The organism is Pseudolactococcus piscium, from assembly GCF_002441695.1.
Lineage (GTDB): Bacteria > Bacillota > Bacilli > Lactobacillales > Streptococcaceae > Pseudolactococcus > Pseudolactococcus piscium.
Genome location: NZ_JXJW01000005.1, coordinates 75,901 through 100,968, shown reverse-complemented (window position 1 = coordinate 100,968; position 25,068 = coordinate 75,901). Strand labels below are relative to the sequence as shown.

The 25,068-nt window shown below is 40.2% G+C and carries 28 protein-coding genes; 26 read left to right on the top strand and 2 right to left on the bottom strand.

Annotated features, from left to right (window positions below; all coding sequences use genetic code 11):
• Positions 1-6: 6 nt before the first annotated feature.
• Positions 7-1,419, bottom strand: coding sequence for a phage tail tip lysozyme (locus tag RU86_RS03775; protein WP_096814124.1), 1,413 nt, complete (start codon positions 1,417-1,419; stop codon positions 7-9).
• Positions 1,420-1,722: 303 nt separating this feature from the next.
• Between RU86_RS03775 and RU86_RS03770 the strand changes: the two genes are divergently transcribed.
• The 22 genes from RU86_RS03770 to RU86_RS03665 all read left to right on the top strand — a co-directional run bounded on the left by RU86_RS03770 (position 1,723) and on the right by RU86_RS03665 (position 18,975).
• Positions 1,723-2,604 carry a branched-chain amino acid ABC transporter permease gene (locus RU86_RS03770; RefSeq protein ID WP_096814123.1) on the top strand — a complete coding sequence of 294 codons (882 nt, stop codon included), beginning with the start codon at positions 1,723-1,725 and terminating at the stop codon, positions 2,602-2,604.
• Positions 2,605-2,608: 4 nt separating this feature from the next.
• Positions 2,609-3,568 (top strand): branched-chain amino acid ABC transporter permease, encoded by a 960-nt coding sequence (locus RU86_RS03765; RefSeq protein ID WP_096814122.1) that lies wholly within the window; start codon positions 2,609-2,611, stop codon positions 3,566-3,568.
• Entirely contained in the window at positions 3,568-4,332 is a 765-nt protein-coding gene (locus tag RU86_RS03760; RefSeq protein ID WP_096814121.1) for an ABC transporter ATP-binding protein, read from the top strand. Before RU86_RS03765 ends, RU86_RS03760 begins: the two co-directional genes overlap by 1 nt.
• A complete protein-coding gene (locus RU86_RS03755) occupies positions 4,332-5,042 on the top strand; it encodes an ABC transporter ATP-binding protein (protein ID WP_047914603.1) in 711 nt (236 codons plus the stop codon). The genes RU86_RS03760 and RU86_RS03755 overlap by 1 nt, the downstream gene beginning before the upstream one ends.
• Positions 5,043-5,136: 94 nt before the next feature.
• Entirely contained in the window at positions 5,137-5,796 is a 660-nt protein-coding gene (locus tag RU86_RS03750) for a CBS and ACT domain-containing protein (RefSeq protein WP_096814120.1), read from the top strand.
• A 110-nt stretch (positions 5,797-5,906) separates the two neighbouring features.
• Positions 5,907-6,644: a lysophospholipid acyltransferase family protein gene (locus RU86_RS03745; RefSeq protein ID WP_096814119.1), complete on the top strand. Its 738-nt coding sequence runs from the start codon at positions 5,907-5,909 to the stop codon at positions 6,642-6,644.
• A 100-nt stretch (positions 6,645-6,744) separates the two neighbouring features.
• Positions 6,745-7,101 carry a GntR family transcriptional regulator gene (locus RU86_RS03740; protein WP_096814118.1) on the top strand — a complete coding sequence of 119 codons (357 nt, stop codon included), beginning with the start codon at positions 6,745-6,747 and terminating at the stop codon, positions 7,099-7,101.
• Positions 7,085-7,912, top strand: coding sequence for an ATP-binding cassette domain-containing protein (locus RU86_RS03735; protein ID WP_096814117.1), 828 nt, complete (start codon positions 7,085-7,087; stop codon positions 7,910-7,912). The genes RU86_RS03740 and RU86_RS03735 overlap by 17 nt, the downstream gene beginning before the upstream one ends.
• A 5-nt stretch (positions 7,913-7,917) precedes the next feature.
• Positions 7,918-9,153, top strand: coding sequence for a hypothetical protein (locus RU86_RS03730; protein WP_096814116.1), 1,236 nt, complete (start codon positions 7,918-7,920; stop codon positions 9,151-9,153).
• 110 nt (positions 9,154-9,263) lie between these two features.
• Positions 9,264-10,403 carry a molecular chaperone DnaJ gene (gene dnaJ / locus RU86_RS03725; RefSeq protein ID WP_096814115.1) on the top strand — a complete coding sequence of 380 codons (1,140 nt, stop codon included), beginning with the start codon at positions 9,264-9,266 and terminating at the stop codon, positions 10,401-10,403.
• A 190-nt stretch (positions 10,404-10,593) separates the two neighbouring features.
• Positions 10,594-10,791 (top strand): CsbD family protein, encoded by a 198-nt coding sequence (locus tag RU86_RS03720; RefSeq protein WP_096814114.1) that lies wholly within the window; start codon positions 10,594-10,596, stop codon positions 10,789-10,791.
• Between the two features lie 146 nt (positions 10,792-10,937).
• Positions 10,938-11,567 carry an NAD(P)-dependent oxidoreductase gene (locus tag RU86_RS03715; protein ID WP_096814113.1) on the top strand — a complete coding sequence of 210 codons (630 nt, stop codon included), beginning with the start codon at positions 10,938-10,940 and terminating at the stop codon, positions 11,565-11,567.
• Between the two features lie 116 nt (positions 11,568-11,683).
• Positions 11,684-12,211: a YqeG family HAD IIIA-type phosphatase gene (locus RU86_RS03710; RefSeq protein WP_079504525.1), complete on the top strand. Its 528-nt coding sequence runs from the start codon at positions 11,684-11,686 to the stop codon at positions 12,209-12,211.
• Positions 12,193-13,323, top strand: a complete 1,131-nt coding sequence (gene yqeH, locus RU86_RS03705; RefSeq protein WP_082095379.1) for a ribosome biogenesis GTPase YqeH — start codon at positions 12,193-12,195, stop codon at positions 13,321-13,323. The genes RU86_RS03710 and yqeH overlap by 19 nt, the downstream gene beginning before the upstream one ends.
• 51 nt (positions 13,324-13,374) lie before the next feature.
• On the top strand, positions 13,375-13,683 hold the full coding sequence (gene yhbY / locus RU86_RS03700) for a ribosome assembly RNA-binding protein YhbY (protein ID WP_047914626.1): 309 nt from the start codon (positions 13,375-13,377) through the stop codon (positions 13,681-13,683).
• A 122-nt stretch (positions 13,684-13,805) separates the two neighbouring features.
• Positions 13,806-14,408 carry a nicotinate-nucleotide adenylyltransferase gene (locus tag RU86_RS03695; protein WP_096814112.1) on the top strand — a complete coding sequence of 201 codons (603 nt, stop codon included), beginning with the start codon at positions 13,806-13,808 and terminating at the stop codon, positions 14,406-14,408.
• Complete coding sequence (gene yqeK / locus RU86_RS03690) at positions 14,398-14,994, top strand: bis(5'-nucleosyl)-tetraphosphatase (symmetrical) YqeK (protein ID WP_096814111.1); 597 nt, start codon at positions 14,398-14,400, stop codon at positions 14,992-14,994. The genes RU86_RS03695 and yqeK overlap by 11 nt, the downstream gene beginning before the upstream one ends.
• Positions 14,995-15,120: 126 nt before the next feature.
• Positions 15,121-15,477, top strand: coding sequence for a ribosome silencing factor (gene rsfS, locus RU86_RS03685; RefSeq protein WP_096814110.1), 357 nt, complete (start codon positions 15,121-15,123; stop codon positions 15,475-15,477).
• Between the two features lie 17 nt (positions 15,478-15,494).
• On the top strand, positions 15,495-16,247 hold the full coding sequence (locus tag RU86_RS03680) for a class I SAM-dependent DNA methyltransferase (RefSeq protein ID WP_096814109.1): 753 nt from the start codon (positions 15,495-15,497) through the stop codon (positions 16,245-16,247).
• Positions 16,248-16,348: 101 nt separating this feature from the next.
• The gene (locus RU86_RS03675) at positions 16,349-16,981 is read left to right on the top strand and encodes a phosphatase PAP2 family protein (protein WP_096814108.1); all 633 of its coding nucleotides are present in this window, start codon (positions 16,349-16,351) and stop codon (positions 16,979-16,981) included.
• Positions 16,963-18,066: a nucleotidyltransferase gene (locus RU86_RS03670; protein ID WP_245810471.1), complete on the top strand. Its 1,104-nt coding sequence runs from the start codon at positions 16,963-16,965 to the stop codon at positions 18,064-18,066. The genes RU86_RS03675 and RU86_RS03670 overlap by 19 nt, the downstream gene beginning before the upstream one ends.
• 192 nt (positions 18,067-18,258) lie before the next feature.
• Positions 18,259-18,975, top strand: coding sequence for a YebC/PmpR family DNA-binding transcriptional regulator (locus RU86_RS03665; protein ID WP_047914632.1), 717 nt, complete (start codon positions 18,259-18,261; stop codon positions 18,973-18,975).
• A 62-nt stretch (positions 18,976-19,037) separates the two neighbouring features.
• Here the strand turns inward: RU86_RS03665 and RU86_RS03660 are convergent, their stop codons facing one another.
• The gene (locus tag RU86_RS03660) at positions 19,038-19,499 is read right to left on the bottom strand and encodes a GNAT family N-acetyltransferase (protein WP_096814107.1); all 462 of its coding nucleotides are present in this window, start codon (positions 19,497-19,499) and stop codon (positions 19,038-19,040) included.
• Between the two features lie 254 nt (positions 19,500-19,753).
• Between RU86_RS03660 and RU86_RS03655 the strand changes: the two genes are divergently transcribed.
• The 4 genes from RU86_RS03655 to bglX all read left to right on the top strand — a co-directional run bounded on the left by RU86_RS03655 (position 19,754) and on the right by bglX (position 25,067).
• Complete coding sequence (locus RU86_RS03655; protein ID WP_096814106.1) at positions 19,754-20,986, top strand: sugar ABC transporter substrate-binding protein; 1,233 nt, start codon at positions 19,754-19,756, stop codon at positions 20,984-20,986.
• A gap of 119 nt (positions 20,987-21,105) precedes the next feature.
• A complete protein-coding gene (locus tag RU86_RS03650) occupies positions 21,106-21,990 on the top strand; it encodes a carbohydrate ABC transporter permease (protein WP_096814105.1) in 885 nt (294 codons plus the stop codon).
• A 17-nt stretch (positions 21,991-22,007) separates the two neighbouring features.
• Complete coding sequence (locus RU86_RS03645) at positions 22,008-22,838, top strand: carbohydrate ABC transporter permease (RefSeq protein WP_079507817.1); 831 nt, start codon at positions 22,008-22,010, stop codon at positions 22,836-22,838.
• A 72-nt stretch (positions 22,839-22,910) separates the two neighbouring features.
• Positions 22,911-25,067, top strand: a complete 2,157-nt coding sequence (gene bglX / locus RU86_RS03640) for a beta-glucosidase BglX (protein WP_096814104.1) — start codon at positions 22,911-22,913, stop codon at positions 25,065-25,067.
• The last annotated feature ends 1 nt before the right edge of the window (position 25,068 follow it).

Here is a 25,068-nt window from a genome sequence, read left to right as displayed (position 1 = left end):
TGTGTATTAATAGGTCATATGAATATAAGTTGCGGCTGACTTAGGAATGACTCTTGTATTTGTTTTACCAATTCCTGCTGTACTGTTCATCTCTTTGATCGTTACGCTATCGCCATTTACACCGATAACAACTGCAACGTGGCCATAGGTTGCATCTGCCCCAGCGCTATCAGGTTGAAAGACAGCAATCGTTTGGTTGGCTATTGGGTTATGGTCAACAGGAAGGCCCTCACGTTTTGCTGAAGCTGCCCAGTCTTTGGCATTTCCCCAGTAATCGCCCATGCGTGCCTTGAATATGTCTTTCACATACCAGGTACATTGGCCAGAAGCATAGGTATTTCCAGTGCTGCTATAAGCGCCTTTGGTGACATCAAATGGGACATCAACAGCATCTGCCTCTGTATCGGTTACATGGTCTTTAAGTAGGTCGTACCATTTTTCGGCATTAGCTAATAGTGCTTTCTCTTTTGTTTGTGGGTCACTTAAGGCAACCCCTTCATAATAAACAGTCCAATCTAAACTTGCCTGTTTAGGATCAGTAGCATTACCTACTAAAGTTTTGACGTTTTTAAAATTACTGTTCAGTTCGGTAGAGACAAGTTCTAGCTGAACGGGCATCGACAATGTTTTTTCACTAGCCCGACCCCAACGATTGCCGTTGATGTTATTTGACCAGCCAGACCATTGGAAGATACCAGCTACACCACCGGAGGGATTAATGGCCTCAGGATTAAATCCTGATTCACGTTCAGCAACGGCTAAGGTACCAGCAGCACCTTGCACAGTAAAGCCTTCTTGTCCCATCAAGTGATTGGCGATATCAATCGCATGTTGTGCAGCTGTTTCAGAAAGTCCTGCTTGTTTGGCTAAATCTGATGCTGTGATACTGAGTGCACCGCCTACATAGATTGTGACAGCAGGCTTGATGAGGAGTGTTTGACCAACATAGATCAGGTTAGCATCCTGAAGTTTAGACTGTTTGATGATCTCTGCAACACTGACGCCTTGCTTGCTTGAGATAGAACCAAGTGTATCACCTGTTTTAACGACATAAGTCACTGCTGGTGTTGATGCGCCAACTGATGTCTGAGGGGCATCAGTTGACTTAGAGTTTACAGTAGCTGCTTGCTCTGCTGGTTTAGGTAGTTCAGCCTGTTCTGCTTGACTCGTTTCTATCTTTTGGTTGATACTAATATGATGAATATTTTGAATATTGTTGAGTTTAGAGAGTGCGCTCACAGATGTATCATGCTTTGCCGCAATGCCTGATAGTGTATCTCCGACTTTTACGATGTAAGTGTCTGCGGCTGCTGTGATAGTCGTCAAGGCGAATGCTCCGGCAATTGTCCCAGTACTTAATGCGAGTTTCACTGCATTTTTTTTAGTATAAATTAGCGATGGTTGATCATGTTTTCCCATGTGATTCCCTTTCTTAATCAAAAATTAAGTAATATAGTTAATATTTTACCACAAATTAGATAAAAAAAGACAAATAATCTAAAATAAAGTGACTTTATTAAAATATTATAAATTTACGCTATAATTATTAGCTGATTTCGCAGTAGGAAGCAATGTTTACTTTATAAATCGTCCCGGTTTATCAAGCAATTTAAATGGCCAATCATCTTGAATTTTCTGAAAATTATGGTAAAATAAATAGACTAATTGTCTACATTTGTTAGATAATATTATCTTATTAAGAATATAAATTGGAGAAAAGCAATGCAAATTATTGTAAACGGCTTGATTCTCGGCAGTGTCTATGCGTTGATAGCGCTTGGCTACACTATGGTTTACGGGATTATCAAACTCATCAACTTTGCGCATGGAGACGTCTATATGATGGGCGCTTTTATGGGTTATTATTTTATTAACTTCCTGCACTTAAATTTTTTCATCGCCTTAATTTTGTCAATGATTGGCTGTGCGATATTGGGGATGGTCATCGAATTTTTGGCCTATCGGCCACTACGTAAGTCAAGTAAGGTGGCAGCCTTGATCACTGCAATCGGTGTATCATTCTTGCTTGAAAACGTGATGATTTATTTCGTCGGCTCTGCCTCACGTCAATTTCCAAGTGCGATTAGCGTAGAAAAGTATTCACTAGGTAGCGTGACCATCACAAATGTGCAACTGATGATTCTAGTAACAGCTATTATTTTGATGATTTTATTGCAGCTCATCGTTAAGAAGACAAAAATGGGTAAAGCCATGCGTGCTGTTTCAGTTGAGGCAGATGCGGCACGTCTGATGGGGATAAATGTCGATCGGACGATTAGTTTTACCTTTGCACTTGGTTCAGCACTTGCTGGTGCGGCTGGTGTCTTAATTGGTCTTTATTATGGCTCGATCGATCCACTTATGGGGATGGCACCAGGGCTTAAAGCCTTTGTTGCAGCAGTTCTCGGTGGGATTGGGATCATTCCTGGTGCTGCGCTTGGCGGTATCGTTATCGGTCTGCTTGAGACAGTTGCTCAGTCGCTTCCAGGTAAATTATCATGGGTAGCAGGCTATAAAGATGCAGTGGTTTATGCTGTCTTGATCATCATTCTTTTAATCCGTCCTGCCGGTATCCTAGGCAAAAACGTGAAAGAGAAGGTGTAAGGTAATGAAAAAAAATCTAAAACTATCGATTATCTGGCTCGTTATTATTGCCGTGATTTATGGTATCTTAATCGGCCTTATCAGTGCTGGTGTAATCAATGAATTTGTTGCCCAAATCATCACGCAAATTGGGATCAACCTGATCGTCGCAGTTGGTCTGAATCTGGTCATCGGCTTTACTGGTCAGTTCTCATTTGGTTCTGCTGGTTTTATGGCAATCGGGGCTTATTCATCTGCGATTATCTCAGCTCGTATGGCACCAACTTGGGGCACGATTTTCTTGTCAATGCTGATTGGGGCAATCGTTGCTGGTATCGTCGCGATTATTGTCGGCTATCCGACTTTGCGTCTGAAAGGTGACTATCTAGCTATCGCAACACTTGGTGTATCGGAAATTATTCGTATCCTGATTATGAATGGTGGGGACCTAACAAATGGTGCTGCTGGTTTATCAGGGATTATTCTCTTCACTGACTGGGGAATGACCTTCATCTTCGCTGTTGTCGTGATTGTCTTGATCTTGAATTTTATCAATTCACCATCAGGTCGTGCCACTTTATCAGTTCGTGAAGACGAGATTGCTTCTGAGTCGATGGGTGTAAACGTGACACGTGTTAAAGTCATTGCCTTTACAATCGGTGCCATGGTGACAGCTGTTGCGGGTAGCCTATATGCTGGTTTTATCGGGACTGTGACACCTAAAGATTTCACATGGATGAAATCAGTAGATGCCTTAATCATCGTTGTATTAGGTGGATTAGGCTCGATTACTGGGACAATCATTGCCGCAATTATCTTGGGCTTACTGAATATGTTCCTACAAGATTTTGGGGCGATTCGGATGATCATCTACTCATTGATCTTGATCTTAGTCATGATTTTCCGCCCAGGTGGCTTACTTGGCACATGGGAGTTCAAGCTCTCACGTTTCTTCAATAAAAAAGAAAATAAGGAGTCTAACTAATGGCACTTCTTGAAGTAAAAAATCTTACAAAAAACTTTGGTGGCTTAACAGCTGTTGGAGATGTCAATCTTGAACTGGGTGAGTCTGAGCTTGTTGGGCTTATCGGGCCAAATGGCGCTGGTAAAACAACGCTGTTCAACTTGTTAACTGGTGTCTATGAACCATCTGAAGGGACAGTGACTCTGGCTGGCGATATATTAAATGGCTTGTCGACTTATAAAATCGCTGCTGCTGGTCTATCTCGTACTTTCCAAAATATTCGCCTGTTTAAAAACTTGACTGTTTTGGATAATGTCTTGATTGCCATGGGTACAAGAAAAAAATCCCGTCTTTTGGCATCATTTTTCCGCTTGCCTGCATATTATAAGCAAGAAGCAGAGATGAAAAAAGAAGCTTTAGAGCTACTCGCTATCTTTGATTTAGACGTCAAGCAAGCTAGCTTGGCCAAAAATTTACCTTACGGTGAACAACGCCGTTTAGAGATTGTGCGCGCGCTTGCGACGAAACCAAAGATTTTGTTTTTGGACGAGCCTGCTGCTGGTATGAATCCGCAAGAAACAGCAGAATTAACGGCACTTATCAAGCAAATTCAACAACAGTTTAATATTACGATTCTATTGATTGAACATGATATGAGTCTTGTTATGAATGTAACTGAACGGATCTATGTTTTAGAATATGGTCGTTTGATTGCACATGGTACGCCAGATGAAATCAAAAACAATAAGCGTGTTATCGAAGCTTATTTGGGAGGAGAAGCATAATGGCGATGTTAACTATTAATAATCTTGATGTCCATTATGGTGTCATTCAAGCTGTTCGTGACGTCTCTTTTGAAGTCAATGAAGGTGAAGTTGTCTCGCTTATTGGGGCAAATGGTGCTGGTAAAACATCTATTTTACGCACGATTTCAGGTCTAGTTCGACCTTCAAATGGGACGATTCAATTTGAGGGAAAAGATATCCATAAAACACCTGCTCAAAAGATCGTAGCCAGTGGCTTATCCCAAGTACCAGAAGGTCGTCATGTCTTTCCTGGCTTGACTGTTATGGAAAACTTAGAGATGGGTGCTTTCTTACGTAAAAATCGCGAAGAGAATGCACAAAATTTGAAGAAAATTTTTGCACGTTTTCCGCGTTTAGAAGAGAGAAAAGGTCAAGATGCAGCGACTTTATCTGGTGGTGAACAACAAATGCTTGCCATGGGTCGTGCCTTGATGAGTCAACCTAAACTCTTGTTATTGGATGAACCTTCAATGGGGCTAGCACCAATCTTTATTCAAGAAATCTTTGAGATCATCAAGGATATTCAAAAACAAGGGACGACTGTTCTTTTGATTGAGCAGAATGCCAATATGGCCTTATCTATCGCTGATCGTGGTTATGTCTTAGAAACAGGTAAGGTGATATTATCTGGTACGGGTAAAGAACTACTAGCTTCTGACGATGTCCGAAAAGCTTATCTTGGCGGTTAATCGTTCATATGATTTAGCGATAGTTTCTGACGTGATTTTATGAGGCTATCATGTTAAAATAAGGTGACGTTAACAGAAATCGGGGGAATTGATTATGGCAGTGAAAGATTTTATGACTAAAAAAGTTATCTATGTCTCACCAACGACTAAGATAGCCAAGGCTGCGGATATCATGAAGGAACAAGGTATCCATAGATTACCAGTTATTGCAGATGACAAGTTAGTTGGACTAGTCACTGCTGGAACGATTGAGAAAGCGAGTCCTTCAGTGGCGACTTCTTTATCGGTTTATGAGATGAATTATTTGCTTAACAAGACAACCGTTGGTGAAGTCATGATTCGTGATGTCCTAACAATCTCAAAATATGCGACGCTAGAGGATGCCGTTTATCAAATGCGGCAACATAATGTCGGTGTCTTACCTGTTGTTGATAATGATCAAATCAGCGGTTTGATTACGGATAAAGATGTTTTTGGTGCCTTTCTCAGAGTAGCAGGCTACGGTGAAGCTGGCGTGCATGTGCGGCTTTTGATGCCAGATACAGTAGGCTCACTGGCTAAAGTAGCAGAACTGTTGGCAGAGCACTTGCTCGATGTGAGAAGTATCATCCAGATTAATACTGAGAATCAAAAATCTGCTGTTGAGTTCCAATTGATTGGTAAGCTTAGTACGGCAGAGATTGAAGCTATTTTTAAAACAGCTGGATTTGAAGTGGACGATATTCATGTCACAGAAAATAAGTTGGTCAGATAAGTATAGGGTCAACCTGAACTAAATATGGTAAAATAGACTTACTAGTCTATTTTTTTTATTACAAATTAGACATCGTAACGCCTAGTCAAACTATCATAAAGGAAAAAAATATGTTTTATACCTACCTTAGAAATTTTGTCACTTTTCTGTTATGGATGTTAAATGGGAATGCCCATTATCATAACACAGAAAAAATCTTGGATAAAACTGAGAATTATATTCTAGTTGCCCCCCACAGGACTTGGTGGGATCCCGTTTATTTGGCTTTTGCTACTAAGCCAAAAGAGTTTATTTTTATGGCTAAAAAAGAGTTGTTTAAAAATCCCTTCTTTGGATATTGGATTGAAAAGTGTGGTGCATTTCCGATTGACCGAGAACATCCTGGCCCAAGTACAATCAAGTATCCAACTAAAATTTTGAAAACATCAAATCGCTCGCTCATCATGTTTCCTTCTGGATCACGCCACTCGAAAGATGTAAAGGGTGGTGTTGCGGTAATTGCAAAAATGGCCAAAGTGCGGATTATGCCTGCTGTCTATCAAGGACCGATGACTTTCAAAGGATTAGCTAAACGAGAACGGGTTGATATGAATTTCGGTAACCCGATTGATATCTCAGATATCAAGAAGTTAGACAGTGAGGGTCTTGCTGAGGTTGCACGTCGTATCGAGTCAGAATTTGATAGACTAGATGCCGAAATCGCAGCAATAAAAGGCCCGCAAAAGCCGATGATATTTGGTTATTTGCCTAGACTTATTTTGTTGATTCCTGCGCTTGTTATCACACTCTTAACCTTCTTGTTTACGGTGGTTGCAGCACCTATCCATAAAAAAATGAAAAAATCATGAGCAATCATGGTTTTTTATTTTATCTAATATTAAGAAACACTTGACAAAAATAAGTGTACTAGTTATAATAGTACAATAGATACGGATTGAAAGGAGAGTCATGAATAAACTCGCAATATATGAACAGTTGGCTAATGAAATTAAAAGTGATATCGCAGCTGGTATTTTAAAACCTGGTGATAAATTACCCAGTGTCCGCAATTTCGCCTTGGAAAAGAAGATTAATCCGAATACGGCTGTCAAAGTTTATAAGACTTTAGAAATTGAAGGGGTGCTTACCTCTATACCGAGTAAGGGTAACTTTATCAGCGATGATGCAGCAAAACTACAGGCCTTTCATGTGGCAGAACTAAAGGCAGCCTATTTGACTTTGGTGAGGGAGATGCGAGATCATCATATTGAAGAATCTAGCATTATAGCGTTAGCAAAAGGAGTTTATCATGACATTACAAGTTAAGGATGTAAGGAAAGCGATTGCAGGTAAAACGATCTTAGAGGCTGTGTCTTTTGAGATGACAGCTGGCAGTGTAATCGGGCTAGTTGGTCGGAATGGTGCTGGTAAGACCACGCTAATGCGACTGATTGCAGGTGAAATGTTAGCAGATAATGGGGAAATTTTACTAGGAGACAAAGGTCGAGCCTCTGTTTTCTATGTAGACACCTTATCAAACTGGATGACTGCCTATCATGCGACGACAGTCATAGACGTGCTGACGATGTTCTACCCCGAATTTGACCAGGACCAGTTTATGATGATTTTATCATCACAGAATTTGCCTGCGGATAAAACGATTTCAACTTTCTCAAAAGGTCAAAAAGCCTTGATCTATCTAGCTGCAGGGATAGCAAGTCAGGCGACCTATCTACTCTTTGATGAGCCCTTAGACGGCTTAGATATCTTCGTAAAAGATTATTTCAAAAAGATGTTACTTGAGTTGGTTGATGCAGGTAGAAGTGCCATGATTGCCACGCATAATTTAGCAGAGCTTGATAGTCTAGCGGATCGCCTTTTATTAATTAAGGGGACGCAGGTTACGGAACAAGTTTGTGAGTCAGACATTGTTAAAATTCAATTTGTTTATGAAGGAGACACCCTTGCTTCCAATCTACTTGATGTTGCTACGATTTTAGAAAAGCGTGGCCGCGTCTATGTTGCCTTGATTTCAGAGTCCTTGATACCAGCTATATTTACCGATACGACAACCTATCGGTTTGTCGAGATTTTACAGGTGACAACAGAGGATGTTTTTAGAAAGGAATTGGGGTAAGGCAGATGAAAAATTTAATGAAAGTATACTTCAAACTACGGAAAAGTTGGCTAATTGGCTTATATGCCTTAATCATCGTAGCTGGTTTAACCAGTATGGCTAACGATAGTGTTCAGTGGCATAGGTGGGAAAAAATCGTTGTACAGTCTACAAGTAAAGCAGCCTATCAGAAGACGAGAACTTATCTCAAAACGCATCCCAAAGCAGATATTTATGCACAGGACTTCCCAAATGACTATCAACGGTATCTCGAAACGATTCGTATGATAAAACCCCTGCCTATTAATAATAATGAACCGATTTCGGCTAAAATGATTTATCAGTTTGCGCCATTGACTTATGATGCCTTAAAAACAGATCTACTGAGTTACTATAGTGAGGATAAACGAACTTATAGGAGCGACCCTTATTTTTCAACCGCTGTACTAAGATATATCCCTTCAGTCGGTGAGAATGGCCAGCATACAGAACAGGTTTCGATCAATAAAATCGGGTTAATGGGACTCAATATCTGTCTGGCCTTTGCTGCGCTATATGGCATCTTACTGATCGTGGATCAGCTGACCAAGGTGACCGCCTTTATCAAAGGGCGAACAGGTGAGGTGAATCGCTTGAATCTTGTTCAGTTTATCTATTGGGCTGGTATTCCGTTAGTGATGATTACTTTCCTGTCCGTGATCACCCATCTTACGCGTAGCCTGTTTATACCAAGTCAATATGTTGCCATCCCTTGGGAAGATTTACTAGTACAAGGCGGCAATAGCCTATCTATCTCACTTGGTATGGTCCTATTAATCAGCTTCGTCAATGTCCTAGTCGGGAAACCGATTTATAAACTCTTAACGCTATTTTTAGGGGTACCAGCTTGCCTACTAGCTGGGAGCAATATAGTCTCTCTGTTAAATATGCCATCTCTAAATGCCTTCCTAAAATCGATAGCTTATCCAGTTTATTTCTTGATTTTACTGGTGATACTTTTGCCGATTATCATGATTTTGCATAAGCACTATTCACTTGAACAAGATACTTTTTATATCAAGTTAGATAAGTTACGACTTCCGTTTTACAGTGGTATTTTAGTATTAGTCATCCTGGATTTTGTTTTAACATTTTTCTTACCTAATAGGTTTATTAGTACACCATTAGATATTGGCTTATTAATCGGCTTGATTGTCGGTATACCAATCATTTTTGCCAAGCTAGTTCTGAATAAGGATATCAGGCGATTGGTTATAAAATAGTAAATTAGCACTCTAAAAAAAGAGTGCTAATTTTTTTGTCAAAATTGGTCAAACATGGTAAAATAGACTTACACTAAAAATTTTAAAAAATAAAAGAGGTTTTTTCTCACATGAATAACACAGAATATTATGAGCGTCTAGGGGTTAGTCAGTCAGCTAGCCAAGATGAAATTAAAAAAGCGTACCGTAAGTTGTCAAAACAATATCATCCAGATATTAATAAAGATGCAAGTGCAGAAGATAAGTATAAGGAAGTACAAGAAGCCTATGAAACACTAGGTGATGCACAAAATCGTGCAGCCTACGATCAGTATGGTGCAGCAGGAGCTAACGGTGGTGGCTTTGGTGGCGGTGCTGGTGGCTTTAGCGGCTTCGGTGGTGGCGGCGGTTTTGGTGGCTTTGACGATATCTTCTCATCATTTTTTGGTGGCGGCGGTGGACAAAGCAATCCGACTGCACCACGTCAAGGTGAAGATTTACAATACCGTGTCAACCTTAAATTTGAAGAGGCGATTTTTGGTGTTGAAAAAGAAGTTAGCTACAATCGGGATCAAGCATGTCACACCTGTCATGGCGATGGTGCCAAACCGGGTACAAAATCTGAAACTTGTCATAAGTGTGGCGGTCATGGTCAGGTGCAAGTCGCGCGTGATACGCCTCTGGGCCGTGTGATGACAACAGCTACCTGTGATGTTTGTCACGGTACTGGTAAAGAAATTAAAGAAAAATGTCCAACTTGTCATGGGTCTGGTCATGAAAAACAACTACACAAAATCAAAGTTAAAGTCCCTGCTGGTGTTGAAACTGGTCAACAAATGCGCATGAATGGTGGTGGAGATGCTGGTAAAAATGGGGGCCCTTATGGCGATCTTTATGTGATCTTTAATGTCGCGGCCTCTAAACAGTTTGAACGTGATGGTGCCGAAATTTTCTATGAAATGCCACTAGAATTTGTTCAGGCAGCACTTGGTGATGAAGTTGAAATTCCAACTGTCCATGGCACTGTCAAACTAAAAGTCCCTGCTGGGACACAAACGGGTCAAAATTTCCGTTTACGCGGTAAAGGGGCACCAAAACTTAGAGGGACAGGTAATGGTGATCAACACGTCATCGTCAATATCGTGACACCTAAGAAATTAAATGATGCACAAAGAGACGCATTACAAGCATTCGCTAAAGCAAGTGGTCATACGGTCACGAGTCAAAAACCAGAAGGCTTCTTCGATAAATTAAAAAAAGAATTTAAATAAGCTAGAAAAGCAAGGGATACATCTGTGATGTACACCTTGCTTTTTTTGATAGGTAACATGGTCATGTTAAAGTTCAAGGATGTATTAAGGCTAAAATGAGATGAAAGATGTAAGCGTAACCCTTTTTACTTGATTATGTTAAACAAATGTGATTAAATGAAGATATCAAAAGGAAAAAGGAGCGCTTACTATGGTAGACAATGGACTAACGGACAAACTCAAAGGCAAAGCAAAAGATGTTGCAGGTACTGTTACTGGTAATGACAAGCAAAAAGCTGAAGGTATGCTAGACCAAGCAATCGGTAAAGTTAAAGAAGTTGCTGCGGATGCCAAAGAGAAAGCTGAAGATGTTATTGAAGATGTCAAAGAAAAATTTGAAAAGAAATAACAGATATGAAAACATTAGGCTTGCCTAGTGTTTTTTTTGTCACCAGTTAAAAGTGCCAGTTTTAGGGTATCAATTACGTTTAAGGACTAATTACTTGGCTTTTTATATCATTAGCTATATCCTAGTAGTATGTAGGAGGAGTTAAGATGAAAATTGCAGTTATCGCAGCAAATGGTAAAACAGGTTCTTTGATTACGCAAGAAGCAGTTGACAAAGGGATGTCAGTCACTGCAGTTGTTCGCAACGAGAATAAAACGCTAGCACAAGCTGTCTTGAAAAAAGATATCTTTGAGTTGACTGCATCAGATTTAGCAGGATTTGATGCGGTAGTTGATGCAGTTGGTTTTTGGTATCCTGAGGATTTAGTGAAGCATGAAACATCTCTCAAACACTTGGCTGATGTGCTAAGTGGTACTGAAACAGCTCTATTTGTCGTTGGCGGTGCGGGTAGCTTATATATGGATGAAACACATACCAGACAGCTACAAGACACGCTCGACTTCCCAGAAGCCTATAAGCCATTAGCAACTAGTATGGCAAAAGGGTTAGCAGTATTAAGACAGAGACAGGATGTGAGGTGGGTTTATGTGAGTCCCGCAGCCCTTTTTGATGCTGAGGGTAAGAAAACAGGAGATTATCAAGTTGCAGGTGAACTATTTGAAACCAATCAAGCTGGTGAGAGTTACATTAGCTATGCAGACTATGCGCTAGGGCTTGTAGACCTAATCGCAAAAGGGACCTATGGTCGAGAACGGATTTCTTTATTATCAAAATAAAAAATAAGTTAGGAAATCATAAGGATTGGGTTTGCGAGTTCACCTAATTTCTCATAAATCGCCATTTTATAAAAGCGCGTCAGACGAAGACGCGCTTTTATGTTATAATATAAAGCATGAGCATTGAAAATTATAGACCAGATTTTTTATTGGCGGCTGCTTATCAGCTGACTGCTGAAAGTTTGAAGCGCCATCAAATTCATGCTGTCCTAGTTGATTTGGATAATACCTTAACTGCCTGGAATAATCCAGATGGTACACAGGAGATGCGTGACTGGCTTGCGGAGATGAAAGCAACCAATATCAAGGTTGTGGTTGTGTCAAATAACAACCATGAACGCGTAAAGCACGCTGTTGAGCGATTTGATGTACCTTTCATTAGTCGTGCTATGAAACCATTTGATTATGGTATAAAAAAAGCAATCAAGCTGGTGGATGAACAACCAGAGCATGTCATCATGGTGGGTGATCAGCTGATGACAGATATTAGAGCGGCAAAAAGAGCGGGGATTCGCAGTGTGTTAGTCAAACCACTAGTCGAGTCAGATGCTTGGAATACGAAATTTAATCGGGCACGCGAGCGTCGTGTGTGGCGGAAATTGATAGAAAAACACGGAGAACCTGAGTGGCAGAACACGATTTAGCAACAGCAGAAGCGTTACGTTGTATTGGCTGTGGTGCAGAAATGCAGACTGAAGATAAAGAAGCGATGGGCTATACCCCAAAATCAGCTTTGGATAAAGGACTTGAAACTGGCGAACTATATTGTCAACGTTGTTTTCGTCTGCGTCATTACAATGAGATTGCTGGTGTCAACATCAGTGATGATGAGTTTTTAAGATTACTGACAGAGGTTGGTAATACCGACGCTTTAGTTGTCAACGTGATTGACATCTTTGACTTTAATGGGTCAGTTATTCCTGGTCTTCATCGGTTTGTATCAGGAAATGATGTCTTATTAGTTGGTAACAAACGTGATATTTTACCAAAATCAGTCAAAGCAAGCAAGGTTAAAAATTGGTTGCGAGAGCGGGCACATGAAGAAGGACTACGTCCGGTTGATGTGGTCTTAACAAGCGCCCATCATGAAGATGATGTGTCGGAGTTGATGGCAGAGATTGAAACATATCGTCATGGTCGTGATGTTTATGTTGTTGGTGTGACAAACGTTGGTAAGTCGACCTTAATCAATGCGATCATTAAAAATGCGACGGGTGATGCTGACGTGATTACGACGAGTCGATTCCCAGGGACAACCTTAGATAAAATCGAAATTCCTTTGGATGATGGTAGTTTTATCGTTGATACGCCAGGGATTATCCACCGGCATCAAATGGCACATTTTGTTGGGCCAAATGATTTGAAGTTGGTTAGTCCTAAAAAAGAGATTAAACCAAAGACCTATCAGCTGAACGCTGGTCAAACCTTATTTATGGGTGGTCTAGCTAGACTTGACTACATTCAAGGAGACAAGCAAGGTATGACAGGTTACTTTGATAATCACTTAATGATTCATCGAACTAAGCTCGAGGGTGCAGATGCCTTTTATGCCAAACATGCGGGCGGCTTACTGACACCACCTCATGCAGATGATATGGCTAATTTCCCTAAACTGGTCCGAAAAGAATTCTCAATCAAAGACAAATCAGATATTGTCTTTTCAGGTCTTGGTTGGGTTCGTGTCATGAACCGTGGGGTTGTTGCAGCATGGGTACCTGAGGGTGTTGATGTCTTGATCCGAAAAGCGCTTGTCTAAGACAAGTGTGACACTAATAATTTAGCGCACAGCGCATACAGAAAGAAAAACATGGAATTAACTGGAAAACAAAAACGCTACCTTCGTGCACAAGCACACCATTTGACACCTATTGTCCAAATCGGTAAGGGTGGATTAACAAATGAAATCAAAACGAGTATCCGTAAAGCTTTGGATGCACGTGAATTAATCAAAGTGGCAATTTTACAAAATTCTGATGCTGATATTAATGATGTGGCAGCAGAAATTGAAGAGATGTCATTTGATGTTGTTCAAAAAATCGGTCGTATTTTGGTTGTCTTTAAAGTCGCTGAAAAACGTGAGAACCGTAAGTTATCACTTGAGGTTAAAGCGATTTAATCTGCTAGTCATCAGGTCAAAATATGTTGTCTGCAGATGTGAATTTGGTAGATGGCAGGACTAGGACTATAGCCTGATTTCCCGATACTAGGTTGGTTACGTAACGCAACAAAGGAGTCTTTATGGGAATTGAACTTCTCACACCTTATACTAAAGTTGAACTCGATATGCAAAAGACAGAAAATCGGCGTCAAATTGGCCTTTTTTTAGGTAAATTTGCGCCGATACATGTCGCGCATTTGGTGATCGCAGATCAAGTCCGTCGGGAGTTAAATCTTGAGCGTGTCCTTTTCATGCCTGAGTATGATGATGAGGCTGGCACGATTATTAGCTTACTGTCTCGTGCTTTAAAAGGGAATGCTGGTTTGGGTATTGACACGGCTCGGCTGAATAACACGTCTCAGACGCTTGTTGAAACCTTAGAAACGCTAATCCTAACGCATAAGGATACTGATTTTTATTTTATCGCTGGAAGTGATATGATTGCGAGTTTATCACAGCGTAAAGATGCCTTAGCATTAGCTGACTTAGTACAACTTGTTGGTGTACAACGACCAGGATTTAGAACAGGTACCTCTTTACCTATTTTGTGGGTGGATGTGCCTCAGATGGCGATTTCATCTACTGGCCTAAGAGAGATGATGCATCAGGGAATAGAGCCAAAGTTTTTGATTCCGGATGGTACACTTGAGTTTATCAAAGAACGAGGGCTATATGGTCTTTGATAATAATGCTGGGCTCGGTATCAGCAGAGATGCTTTACTGGCTAAACTAGCGACTACCTTATCTCCAAAGCGATTTGCACATGTAAAACAGGTGGCTGATGCTGCTAAGCAGTTAGCAGTGCACTGGGGATATGCAGCAGTAGAAAAAGCTGAATTAGCTGGTTTGCTACATGACTATGCTAAAGAAGCATCAGATGATGTTTTTATCTCACTGATTTACAAATACAAGCTTGATCCAGATTTACTTAACTGGCATAATAATGTCTGGCATGGCGTTGTTGGTATCTACAAAATTCAGGAAGACTTTGGTATCACTGATCCTGAATTATTACGCGCGATTGAGATCCATACAGTTGGCAGTAGTCAGATGGGCTTGCTTGATAAAATTTTATATGTCGCTGACTATATAGAAGCTGGTAGACGCTTTGAAGGTGTTGAGGCGGCGCGGGCGCTTGCCTATCAAGATTTAGATGCTGCAGTGGCTTATGAAACAGTCCATACGGTTGCTTTTCTTGCGCAGCAGCAGGTCAGAATTTACCCACAAACGATTTTAACGTATAACGCTTTTGTCGATAAATTGCGTTAAACTAAACGAACAGATATGACTAATCATTTAGTGATTGGCAACTCTAATATCAGGCAACTAGCTGCTATCCAAAGTGATACAATAGAAAAATGATGATATTTGCAAAATAGAAAGATAATAAAAAGCATGACAAACGAACTACTACTACAAACAGTTGTAACAGCTGCTGATGATAAAAAAGCCCTTGATATTGTGGCCCTTGATATGCGTGAAGTGAGCGGTGTCATGGATACTTTGGTCGTGATGGAAGGGATGAATTCACGTCAAATCGATGCGATCGTAGATAATATCACAGAAGCAATCAAAAAAGGTGGCGGAGACATTCATGGTGTTGAGGGTGCTGGTGCAGATGGTTGGGTCTTGATTGACTTGATTGATGTGGTGATCAACGTGATGACACATGATGCACGCTTGACTTACCGTCTTGAAAAATTGTGGCATGATGCACCTGAAATCGATGTTACAGCTTGGTTAACTGACTAAGTTAGAAAAAGAGAAAAATGGATAATTATCAAGAATTTGCGCGCGTTTATGATACCATCATGGACGATACGCTATATGATGCCTGGCATCAATTTTCACGCGATCATTTACCATCACATACTCATGATATTTTAGAGCTTGCTTGTGGTACAGGCAAGCTTTCTGTGCAGTTTGCACGTGATGGCTATGCTGTAACGGGTCTTGACTTATCAGAGGAGATGCTGAGTATTGCCTATAATCGTGCTTTAGACGAGTTGGATGAGACGATTGGTATTGGGTTTATCGAAGGGGATATGCGAGATCTCAGCAATGTTGGGACCTATGACGCAGTGACGTGTTACAGTGATAGTATTTGCTATATGCCTGATCGTGAAGCGGTTCAAGAGGTATTTGATGGGGTTTGGAATTGTCTGAATGCTGATGGCACCTTCATCTTTGATGTACACAGTGTTAACCAAATTGATCAGGTTTTCCCTGGGTATAGCTACCATGAAAATGAAGAAGATTTTGCCTTCATGTGGGATTCTTTCCCAGGTGATAAAGCACACAGTATTACACATGAACTGACCTTTTTTGTTAAGGATGCTGACGGAAAATTTGAGCGTCGAGATGAAGTCCATGAAGAACGGACTTACTCGATTGATAATTATCTGACCATGCTGGATAATGCTGGTTTTGTGGATGTCACCGTTTTATCAGACTTTCAAAATGTAGCGCCTTCTGAAAATGATGATAGCGCCCGTTGGTTTTTTATCGCCCAAAAAGGGTAATAAATCAGGTGTTTAAGCTAGTTATCAAGGTTTCGGATAACTCAGTGACTGGCTATACTTACTTAAACAGGGTAAAGTTGAGATGAAGAGAGGGTAAACTAATGATGTATTTAGGATTAATCGTTATAGTTGGCTTTATAGCCTATTTAACACAAGATAAACAGGACAAAAAGTTTCCTCGCTGGCTCAAGCTTATTTTTTGGCTTCTTGTCTTAAGTATACTGTCGAGAGTATCGGATACCCTAGCTGGTGCCGTCTTTATTGGCTTGATTGCTTGGTGGTTTGTTAAAAAACCTAGTCGTAGGAGAAAACAGCAAGTTGCTGAGGATAGGTTTGATACAGCTGATGTGGTGCCGCATTTCAAATCAGAAGAAGACCCAGTCAAACGCTATGCATCGACGCCTAAAAGACAGGCAGCCTTAGCTGAGCTGCTAAGTACACCAAAAGAGCTTGCGACTTATATCGACCAAGAAATTGATACTTTTTTCATGAATGAATGGACCAAGATGGCTGCTATTTATTCAGATCAAACGGGTCAATTCGATGATGATGTCAGGGATAATGCGGGACATCAGATGCGTGAGATTTTAGATGCGATATTTGCCAAGTTTGCCAAGAAAAAACGGGCAGAATTAGTCGAAAAGCAATCCATCAATGAAGAGTTGAAAGATAAACATAAAGCAGAAATTGATATTGCCATGCAAGTCTATGATAAATGGCAGGACAAGGCATGATTTCTGGTGTCATTGCTGAATTCAATCCCTTTCATAATGGCCATAACTACTTACTATCGCAAGCGTCTGGCTTAAAGATTGTGGTCATGAGTGGTAATTGGATGCAACGTGGCGAACCAGCCATTGTTGACAAGTGGACACGTGCGCAAATGGCTTTAGAAAATGGCGCTGACATTATTGTTGAGCTGCCTTTTTTTGCTAGTGTCCAAAGTGCAGATTATTTTGCTGAGTATGCGATCGGTATACTGTCAGATTTGGGTGTTGAGCAGCTGGTATTTGGGACGGATTCTGATCATGTTGACTATGATAGGTTATGCCATATCTATAAAACGCAATCGGACGACATACAAGCTTTCCTTGATGGCTTACCAGATCAGTTATCATATCCTCAAAAAACACAGAAAATGTGGGAAGTATTTACAGGAATCGATTTTGATGGCAACACGCCTAATCATATTTTAGCACTTGCCTATACTAAGGCAATAGCCAAGCTAGAATCTAACATTAGCTTACAAGCAATCCCTCGTATTGGCTCAGGATTTCATGATGACAAGTTATCAGAATTTGCATCGGCAACAGCAATCCGTGCGCATGCGGATTCTGATTTATCAGCTGTCATGCCAAGTTTTCAAGCTTTTGAATCAGCACCTAAAGTAGGCTGGACCAATTATTTTTCTTTACTTAAATATAAAGTGATGTCAACAAGTTTACTAGACTTGACCCACCTTTTTCAAGTGAATGAGGAGCTAGCTGTTAGACTGAAAAAAGCCATTAAAGTGGCTGGTTCTTTTGATGAATTAGTAGATGAGGTAGCAACCAAGCGCTATACTAAAGCGCGTATCAGACGTTTGTTGACCTACATTTTAATCAATGTCAGTAAGTCACAAACGTTTGAAAAAAGCCCTCCCCATATTTTAGGCTTCTCATCAGCTGGTCAAGCCTATCTAAAAGACTATGATGTCGTGACAAAAGTAGGTAAAGGTTATACAGATAGCTTAACCTTACAGGCTGATGCTGTCTATAGGCTGGGACATGCTGACTTGCCAGAACAAAATTATGGTCGGATACCGATTATGCGCACATAAATCAGGGGATTGGGCTGAGTGTATACAGGTGGTTTACGAGAGGGTGACATATTTGTCAAGATAGGTTGTCAGTAGTTTGACACAAAATGCGCACATGGATCAAACAAATTGTATTCAAATGCGAAACAATCAGAGAAATTATGATAAAATAGTATAGAATAAGCATCAAAGGATAAGAAAGAAGGCATTATAATGGGACGTAAGTGGGCGAATATCGTCGCTAAAAAGACAGCAAAAGACGGTGCAAACTCTAAAGTTTATGCTAAATTCGGTGTAGAAATTTATGCTGCAGCTAAACAAGGTGATCCAGATCCTGAGTCAAACTCAAAACTTAGATTCACGATTGAGCGTGCTAAACAAGCACAAGTACCACGTCATATCATCGATAAAGCGATCGATAAGGCAAAAGGTAGTAGTGAAGAAACCTTTACAGAAGGTCGCTATGAAGGATTTGGTCCAAATGGGTCGATGGTGATTGTCGATACCTTGACAACAAATGTCAACCGGACTGCAGCGAATGTGCGTTCTGCCTATAACAAAAATGGTGGTAATTTTGGCGCATCTGGATCTGTTTCCTATTTATTTGATAATACGGGTGTTATCGGATTTATTGGCGATAATGCTGATGAGATTTTCGAATATTTACTTGATAAAGAAATCGATGTTCGTGATGTTGAGCAACAAGATGACCAAGTGATTGTTTATACAGAGCCAGAAGCACTTCATAAGGCACTAGAAGCACTTCGTGAAAATGGTGTTGCTGAGTTTACAGTATCAGAACTTGAGTTGATTCCTCAAAGCGAAGTTGACTTATCTGGTGATGATGTAGAGATATTTGAAAAGCTGATCGATGCACTTGAAGACGATGAAGATGTGCAAAAAGTCTATCATAATGTGGCTGACTTCTGATAAAAAATACCCATCAAAAAAATCGATGCAAAATGCGTCGTTTTTTTTATTTTGAGGAACCATTACAAGGTTTTACGCATGCTCATATCTGTCACGCCAAATCCCATCTTTTTATAAAGGTGAATCGCAGGTGCGTTACTGCCAAAAACATGAAGTGATAAGGCAGAAAATCCGAGCTGTTTTGCTTCTGATTCAACTAAGGATAGGGCTTTTGTACCAAACCCTCTATTTTGAAAGGCTGGGTAGATTTCAAAATCATAGATGAATGCCGTATCTTGATTTTGGTTAGACTTAGCAAACCAGATATAACCAAGATTTTCGGACTGCTCTTGGATCATGTATAAATAATTATCTGCTGTTAACAGCCCATCTGGCAGTAACTGCTGGTAGGAAGCTTCAGCATTTGAATGGGCATCAGCTTTAGGCCAACTACCATTAGCTTCCTTTTCATTTGCATAGGTGGTTATGGCAGTTGCCATATAGTCGTCAAAATTACCTTGCGTCATTTTAGTAAGGGTTAACATCATATCTCCTGTTTAAAAATTATTTCATAGTGTAATCAGTCACCAGATAGTTCATTATAACACGAGTTTCCTTGATTGAAATGAGTGGCATAAAACAGTGTAATAGAAACGTTTCTAGTGTGAATTTATCTGACTTAAGCTAAAAACTTAATATTAGCCAAAAAAAGGATGATTATTTTAAATAAAGCGCTTGCAAAACGAAAAAAAGTATGTTAATATCATTTTATAGAAACGTTTCACTAAGGAGGAAACAGATGAAAAAATTTATTTTAATAGGTGTCACAGCCTTAGCTGCTCTGGGTATTATGTCTGGTTGTTCAAGTAGCAACAAGAAAGAGGCATCCAGTCCATTAACTTTTTGGTACATGGGTGATGGTGATCAAGGTGTTAAACCGATCATCGACAAATTCACTAAAGAAACTGGTGTTGCAGTGAAAATTCAGAGTATTCCATGGAGTGCTTCTCGAGATAAATTATTGACAGCTGTTGCAGCAAAAAATGGACCGGATGTTGCGCAAATTGGGACTTCTTTCATGAGTGAGTTCGTAGATGCGGGTGCGCTAACTGACATTTCTGATGATGTCAAAAAAACTGATGTTCTGAAACCAACTAACTTTTTTGATGGGTCAGTCGCAACGACTAAGTTTGATAACAAGTACTATGCTGTGCCTTGGTACACAGAAACACGTGCCCTGTATTACAGAACAGACTTACTAAATTCTGTAGGCTATCCACAAGCACCAAAAACATGGGAAGAATTAGCTGATGCTGCTAAAAAACTTGCTAATCGTGGCGATAACATGTATGGTATCAATATTGATGGTGCAGAACCAACTTTTGGCTTCATGTTTGCACGCCAAAATGGGTCAACTTTATTTGATAAGCAGAACAAACCATTGTTCAACCAACCTGAAATGGTAAATGCCCTTAAATATCTAGAAGATATCGTTAAATCAGGGGCATCTCCTAAGACGAATCTTGGACTAGATATCAGCCAAAGTTTTGGTGGAAAAGGGATTGTTCCGATGTTCATTAGTGGCCCATGGATGATTTCTGGCATCAATGAAAATGCAACCGATATCAAAGGTAAATGGGCTGTAGCTGAATTGCCTAAAGGCCCTGTTAATGGTGAATCAGTAACTGGTGGTGCCAATTTAGCTGTCTTTAGCAGTAGTAAGAAAAAAGCTGATTCTATGAAACTGATTGAGTATCTTTCTAAAAAAGAAAATCAAACAGCCTTCTTTAAATCTACTAATTCATTACCAACCAATAAAGCTGCATGGCAATCAGAGACATTTACAAAAGATCCAATTATCTCTGTTTTTGGTAAACAATTAGAACACTCTCAACCAATGCCACTACTTAAAAAATGGGATGAAACAACGCAACTCTATATGAAACAATGGGAGCAGGTTATCTCTAAAGGTAAAGATATCAAAAAAGCAATGACTGAGCTTGATGATGATACGATTAAGTTGAACAAATAAGCGCTTAATTTAAATAGAGAAACTATCGTACTGAGAAGGTAAAAAACTTTTTAGTACGATAGTTTGGTTATTGGCTGATATCTTTCATTATCTGTTCATGACATAAGGAGGTACGATTCATGAAAAAACATAAAGCGCCTTACTTTTTTATAGCGCCTGCAGTGACGTTGCTCGTCATCTTCTCAATTATCCCCATCATGCTTGCCTTATTTATCAGTTTTACTGATATGAGTTTAGCGGGCTTGGCTGATTACTCAAGAATTCATTTTGTTGGCTTAGAGAATTACATCAATATTTTCACAGATAAACTATTTGGACAAGCCGTTTTAAATACAGGGTATTATGTTGTCATCGGGGTACCGCTTGTTATTGGTATTTCATTAGCACTAGCCATTATGATCAATGTCGGTGAAAATAGGTTCTTCCATTTCTTACGGCTGGTCTTCTATAGTCCATCTATCACGAATACCGTTGCGATTGCCGTTGTTTGGATGTATCTCTATAACCCAACCATTGGCCTATTAAATCATTTATTAGCCTATATACATGTTGGGCCGATATTATGGTTGACGGATCCTAGCACATCGAAAATTTCCTTAATCATCATTGCTGTTTGGCGAGCAACGGGATTAAATATGTTGATATTTCTAGCAGCGTTACGTGGGATCCCTGTGGCATATTATGAAGCAGCTGAAATAGATGGTGCGACAAAATGGCAACAAGTTTTTAAAATTACGATTCCCTTACTTAAATTTTCAATCTTCTTTGTCACTGTGACAACCTTAATTGGCTGGTTCCAATTCTTTGAAGAACCTTTCATTATGACCAAGGGTGGTCCGCTAGATAGTACAGTATCGGTTGCGCTATTCATTTATCAAAATGGTTTCCAATATAGTAAATTTGGTTATGCAGCAGCCTGCTCATTTATTCTCTTTATTGGCATTATCCTTGTGACGATGATCCAATTAAAGATTCAAAATAGACAAAAACAAAATGGGATGTAGGAAAGGTAGTGACCATGATAAACTCATATAAAAATAAACAAATGGGATTTAAATTACTCATCAGTATCCTATTAGGGGTGCTTGGTATCGTGACCTTCTTTCCATTCTTGTGGATGATCTTTTCTTCATTTAAAACGAATGCTGAAATCAACCAGATCGTACCGAGTCTGCTTCCTAAGGCAGCGTCACTAGATAATTTCAAAGAGCTATTCGTTCGTATGAACTTTGGCTTGTATCTAAAAAACACATTGATTGTGACAATCTGTTCTTTTGCGGGTCTCTTCTTAAATGCAATGGCAGGGTATGGCTTTGCTAAGTATGACTTTAAAGGCAAAAATAAACTCTTTCTATTGGTGCTTGCAACGATGATGATTCCAGGTCAAGTGACGATGATTCCAGTTTACCTCTTGTTGAATTCAGTTGGGTTGACCAATAGTTTAACGGGGATCATTCTACCAGGGCTTGTCGGTGCATTTGGCGTCTTTCTCTTCCGCCAGTTCATGAGTACGATTTCTGATGAAATGATAGAAGCAGCACGTTTAGATGGCGCTAACGAATGGTATATTTTCTTTAAGATTATTTTACCGTTAACCAAGCCGATATTAGCTGTACAGGGTATTCTTACCTTTATTGGTGGATGGAATTCCTTCCTATGGCCTTTGATTATCGCAAATGATGAAAAATATTATACTTTATCGGTTGGCTTGCAGCTGTTACAAGGACAGCATGGTGGCAATTATGCCTTGCAAATGGCCGGTGCAACCTTTATGGTTGTGCCCATCTTGATTGTCTTTCTCATCTTCCAAAAGTATATTTTGGAAGGGTTCAATGTGTCAGGCATGAAGTGATGCATAAGTCTTATTTAGCCATATAGGTTAGTGACTTATTAATAATAGAAAATGAAGGTTATAGGTGAAAAGATGAATAAAACGAACTTGACGAATTTAGTAGATCAAATGACTTTGACAGAAAAAGTCGATCAGTTACTCCAGTTGGCTGCGGCATTTTACTCGGATAAGGCCGAGGAAAAAACGGGTCCGATGTCAGATTTAGGATTAAATGAGGATAACATCAATAATGCCGGCACAACGCTCGGTATCTCAGGTGCTAAGGAAGCAATTCGTGTTCAAAAAACGTACATGGAAAAGAATCGCTTAAATATCCCAACGTTATTAATGGCTGATATCGTGCATGGATTTAGAACGATTTTCCCCATTCCTTTAGCGTTAGGGAGCTCGTGGGATTTGTCGGTTGCTGAAAAAATGGCAGAAATATCTGCCAAAGAGGCAGCTGTTTCAGGCTTGCATGTGACGTTTTCACCCATGGTAGATTTAGTTCGTGACCCACGTTGGGGGCGCGTGATGGAATCAACAGGTGAGGATTCGTTCTTAAATAGTCGCTTTGCGGCAGCCTTTGTAAAAGGTTATCAAGGAGACGATTTAGCCAATGACTTCTCAAGAGTAGCAGCCTGTGTCAAACACTTTGCAGCTTATGGGGCAGCTATTGGTGGACGTGATTACAATACTGTCAACATGTCAGAGCGGCAACTGCGTGAGAGTTATTTACCAGGTTATAAAGCAGCGCTTGATGCGGGGGCAAAACTTGTGATGACATCATTTAATGTTGTCGATGGCATACCTGCTACAGGAAATGAGTGGTTGTTCCGTGATGTGTTAAGAGATGAATTTGGCTTTGACGGTGTTGTGATCTCGGACTGGGGTGCAGTTAAGGAGATTGTGGCACATGGAGTTGTGGCGGATGAAAAAGGTGCTGCAGAATTAGCCATTAAAGCGGGTGTTGATATCGAAATGATGACAACCTGCTACTCACGTTACTTGGCTGAACTGATAGCAGAAGGTCGTGTTGCAGAAAGTCTTTTAGATGAAGCAGTATTGAGAATCTTACAGCTTAAAAATGAATTGGGTCTTTTTGAAAATCCTTATAGAGGTGCTGATGAGTGGTTGGAAGCTGAGCTTATTCTAAGTGATGAACATCGTCAAATTGCAGAAGAAATCGCTGCTAAATCGATTGTCTTATTGAAGAATGAGCAGATATTACCTTTGAAACGCAGTGAGAAAGTCGCAATCATTGGCCCAGCAGCTCAAACACAAGATATCTTAGGGGCTTGGTCTTGGCAAGGTAAGCAATCAGAAGCAATTTCACTTGTGACGGGTGCACGACGTATGTCTGACAATATAGTCGTTGGACAAGAAGTATTTGATTATTTTGAGCCAAGCCAAGCGGCAATTAATGAGGCATTAGCATTAGCTAAGTCAGCCGATAAAGTCGTATTAGCCTTGGGTGAACAGGAGTGGATGAGCGGGGAAGCTGCTAGTCGTAGTGATATCACACTACCAGAGGCCCAACTTGACTTGGTTAACCTGGTACTTGCGCAAAACGAGCAGGTAGTTGTGACCCTATATAATGGTAGACCCTTAGATTTACGTGGTATCGATGGGGCTAAGGCGATTGTAGAAGCTTGGTTCCCGGGTACCGAAGGTGGCTCCGCACTTGCTAAGATTTTATGGGGAGACTACAATCCAAGTGCACGGTTGAGTATGTCATTTCCAGAGTCTGTCGGTCAGGTGCCAGTTTATTATAACTGCGATAATACGGGGAGACCATACGAATCTGACCCAGATGAAAAATATGTATCTAAATACTTAGATGTCTCAAACTATGCCAAATATCCTTTTGGTTTTGGCTTAAGCTATAGTCAGTTTGACTATGAGTCGCTCATTCTAGAGGATCAGGTCATGACTGAGGATCGTAACTTAAGAGGTTCTGTAACAGTGACAAATCAGTCGGATGTAGCTGGTGTTGAGACCGTACAACTCTATATTTGTGATAAAGTTGGTCAAGTGACAAGACCAGTTAAGGAGTTAAAAGGGTTCTATCGTGTGGCACTAGCAGCCAAAGCTTCACAAGTTGTTGCCTTTGAAATCGACGAATCCATGTTACAGTATGTCCACACAAATCAAAAAATGTCGAGTGATTCGGGAGAATTTGAGCTGCTGGTTGGCCCAAATAGTCGCGACTTACTGAAAGTAACGTTTGCTTTAAAAAAGAATAGATAAG

Bases quoted from the DNA above. Each gene is read 5' to 3' on its own strand.
- RU86_RS03650 (WP_096814105.1), top strand. From the start codon at position 21,106: ATGAAAAAACATAAAGCGCCTTACTTTTTTATAGCGCCTGCAGTGACG.
- RU86_RS03770 (WP_096814123.1), top strand. From the start codon at position 1,723: ATGCAAATTATTGTAAACGGCTTGATTCTCGGCAGTGTCTATGCGTTG.
- RU86_RS03665 (WP_047914632.1), top strand. From the start codon at position 18,259: ATGGGACGTAAGTGGGCGAATATCGTCGCTAAAAAGACAGCAAAAGAC.
- RU86_RS03720 (WP_096814114.1), top strand. From the start codon at position 10,594: ATGGTAGACAATGGACTAACGGACAAACTCAAAGGCAAAGCAAAAGAT.
- RU86_RS03715 (WP_096814113.1), top strand. From the start codon at position 10,938: ATGAAAATTGCAGTTATCGCAGCAAATGGTAAAACAGGTTCTTTGATT.
- RU86_RS03750 (WP_096814120.1), top strand. From the start codon at position 5,137: ATGGCAGTGAAAGATTTTATGACTAAAAAAGTTATCTATGTCTCACCA.
- RU86_RS03765 (WP_096814122.1), top strand. From the start codon at position 2,609: ATGAAAAAAAATCTAAAACTATCGATTATCTGGCTCGTTATTATTGCC.
- rsfS (WP_096814110.1), top strand. From the start codon at position 15,121: ATGACAAACGAACTACTACTACAAACAGTTGTAACAGCTGCTGATGAT.
- RU86_RS03675 (WP_096814108.1), top strand. From the start codon at position 16,349: ATGATGTATTTAGGATTAATCGTTATAGTTGGCTTTATAGCCTATTTA.
- yqeK (WP_096814111.1), top strand. From the start codon at position 14,398: ATGGTCTTTGATAATAATGCTGGGCTCGGTATCAGCAGAGATGCTTTA.
- RU86_RS03755 (WP_047914603.1), top strand. From the start codon at position 4,332: ATGGCGATGTTAACTATTAATAATCTTGATGTCCATTATGGTGTCATT.
- RU86_RS03710 (WP_079504525.1), top strand. From the start codon at position 11,684: ATGAGCATTGAAAATTATAGACCAGATTTTTTATTGGCGGCTGCTTAT.
- RU86_RS03735 (WP_096814117.1), top strand. From the start codon at position 7,085: ATGACATTACAAGTTAAGGATGTAAGGAAAGCGATTGCAGGTAAAACG.
- RU86_RS03670 (WP_245810471.1), top strand. From the start codon at position 16,963: ATGGCAGGACAAGGCATGATTTCTGGTGTCATTGCTGAATTCAATCCC.
- RU86_RS03660 (WP_096814107.1), bottom strand. From the start codon at position 19,499: ATGTTAACCCTTACTAAAATGACGCAAGGTAATTTTGACGACTATATG.
- yhbY (WP_047914626.1), top strand. From the start codon at position 13,375: ATGGAATTAACTGGAAAACAAAAACGCTACCTTCGTGCACAAGCACAC.
- RU86_RS03655 (WP_096814106.1), top strand. From the start codon at position 19,754: ATGAAAAAATTTATTTTAATAGGTGTCACAGCCTTAGCTGCTCTGGGT.
- RU86_RS03680 (WP_096814109.1), top strand. From the start codon at position 15,495: ATGGATAATTATCAAGAATTTGCGCGCGTTTATGATACCATCATGGAC.
- RU86_RS03775 (WP_096814124.1), bottom strand. From the start codon at position 1,419: ATGGGAAAACATGATCAACCATCGCTAATTTATACTAAAAAAAATGCA.
- RU86_RS03745 (WP_096814119.1), top strand. From the start codon at position 5,907: ATGTTTTATACCTACCTTAGAAATTTTGTCACTTTTCTGTTATGGATG.
- RU86_RS03760 (WP_096814121.1), top strand. From the start codon at position 3,568: ATGGCACTTCTTGAAGTAAAAAATCTTACAAAAAACTTTGGTGGCTTA.
- dnaJ (WP_096814115.1), top strand. From the start codon at position 9,264: ATGAATAACACAGAATATTATGAGCGTCTAGGGGTTAGTCAGTCAGCT.
- RU86_RS03740 (WP_096814118.1), top strand. From the start codon at position 6,745: ATGAATAAACTCGCAATATATGAACAGTTGGCTAATGAAATTAAAAGT.
- bglX (WP_096814104.1), top strand. From the start codon at position 22,911: ATGAATAAAACGAACTTGACGAATTTAGTAGATCAAATGACTTTGACA.
- RU86_RS03695 (WP_096814112.1), top strand. From the start codon at position 13,806: ATGGGAATTGAACTTCTCACACCTTATACTAAAGTTGAACTCGATATG.
- RU86_RS03730 (WP_096814116.1), top strand. From the start codon at position 7,918: ATGAAAAATTTAATGAAAGTATACTTCAAACTACGGAAAAGTTGGCTA.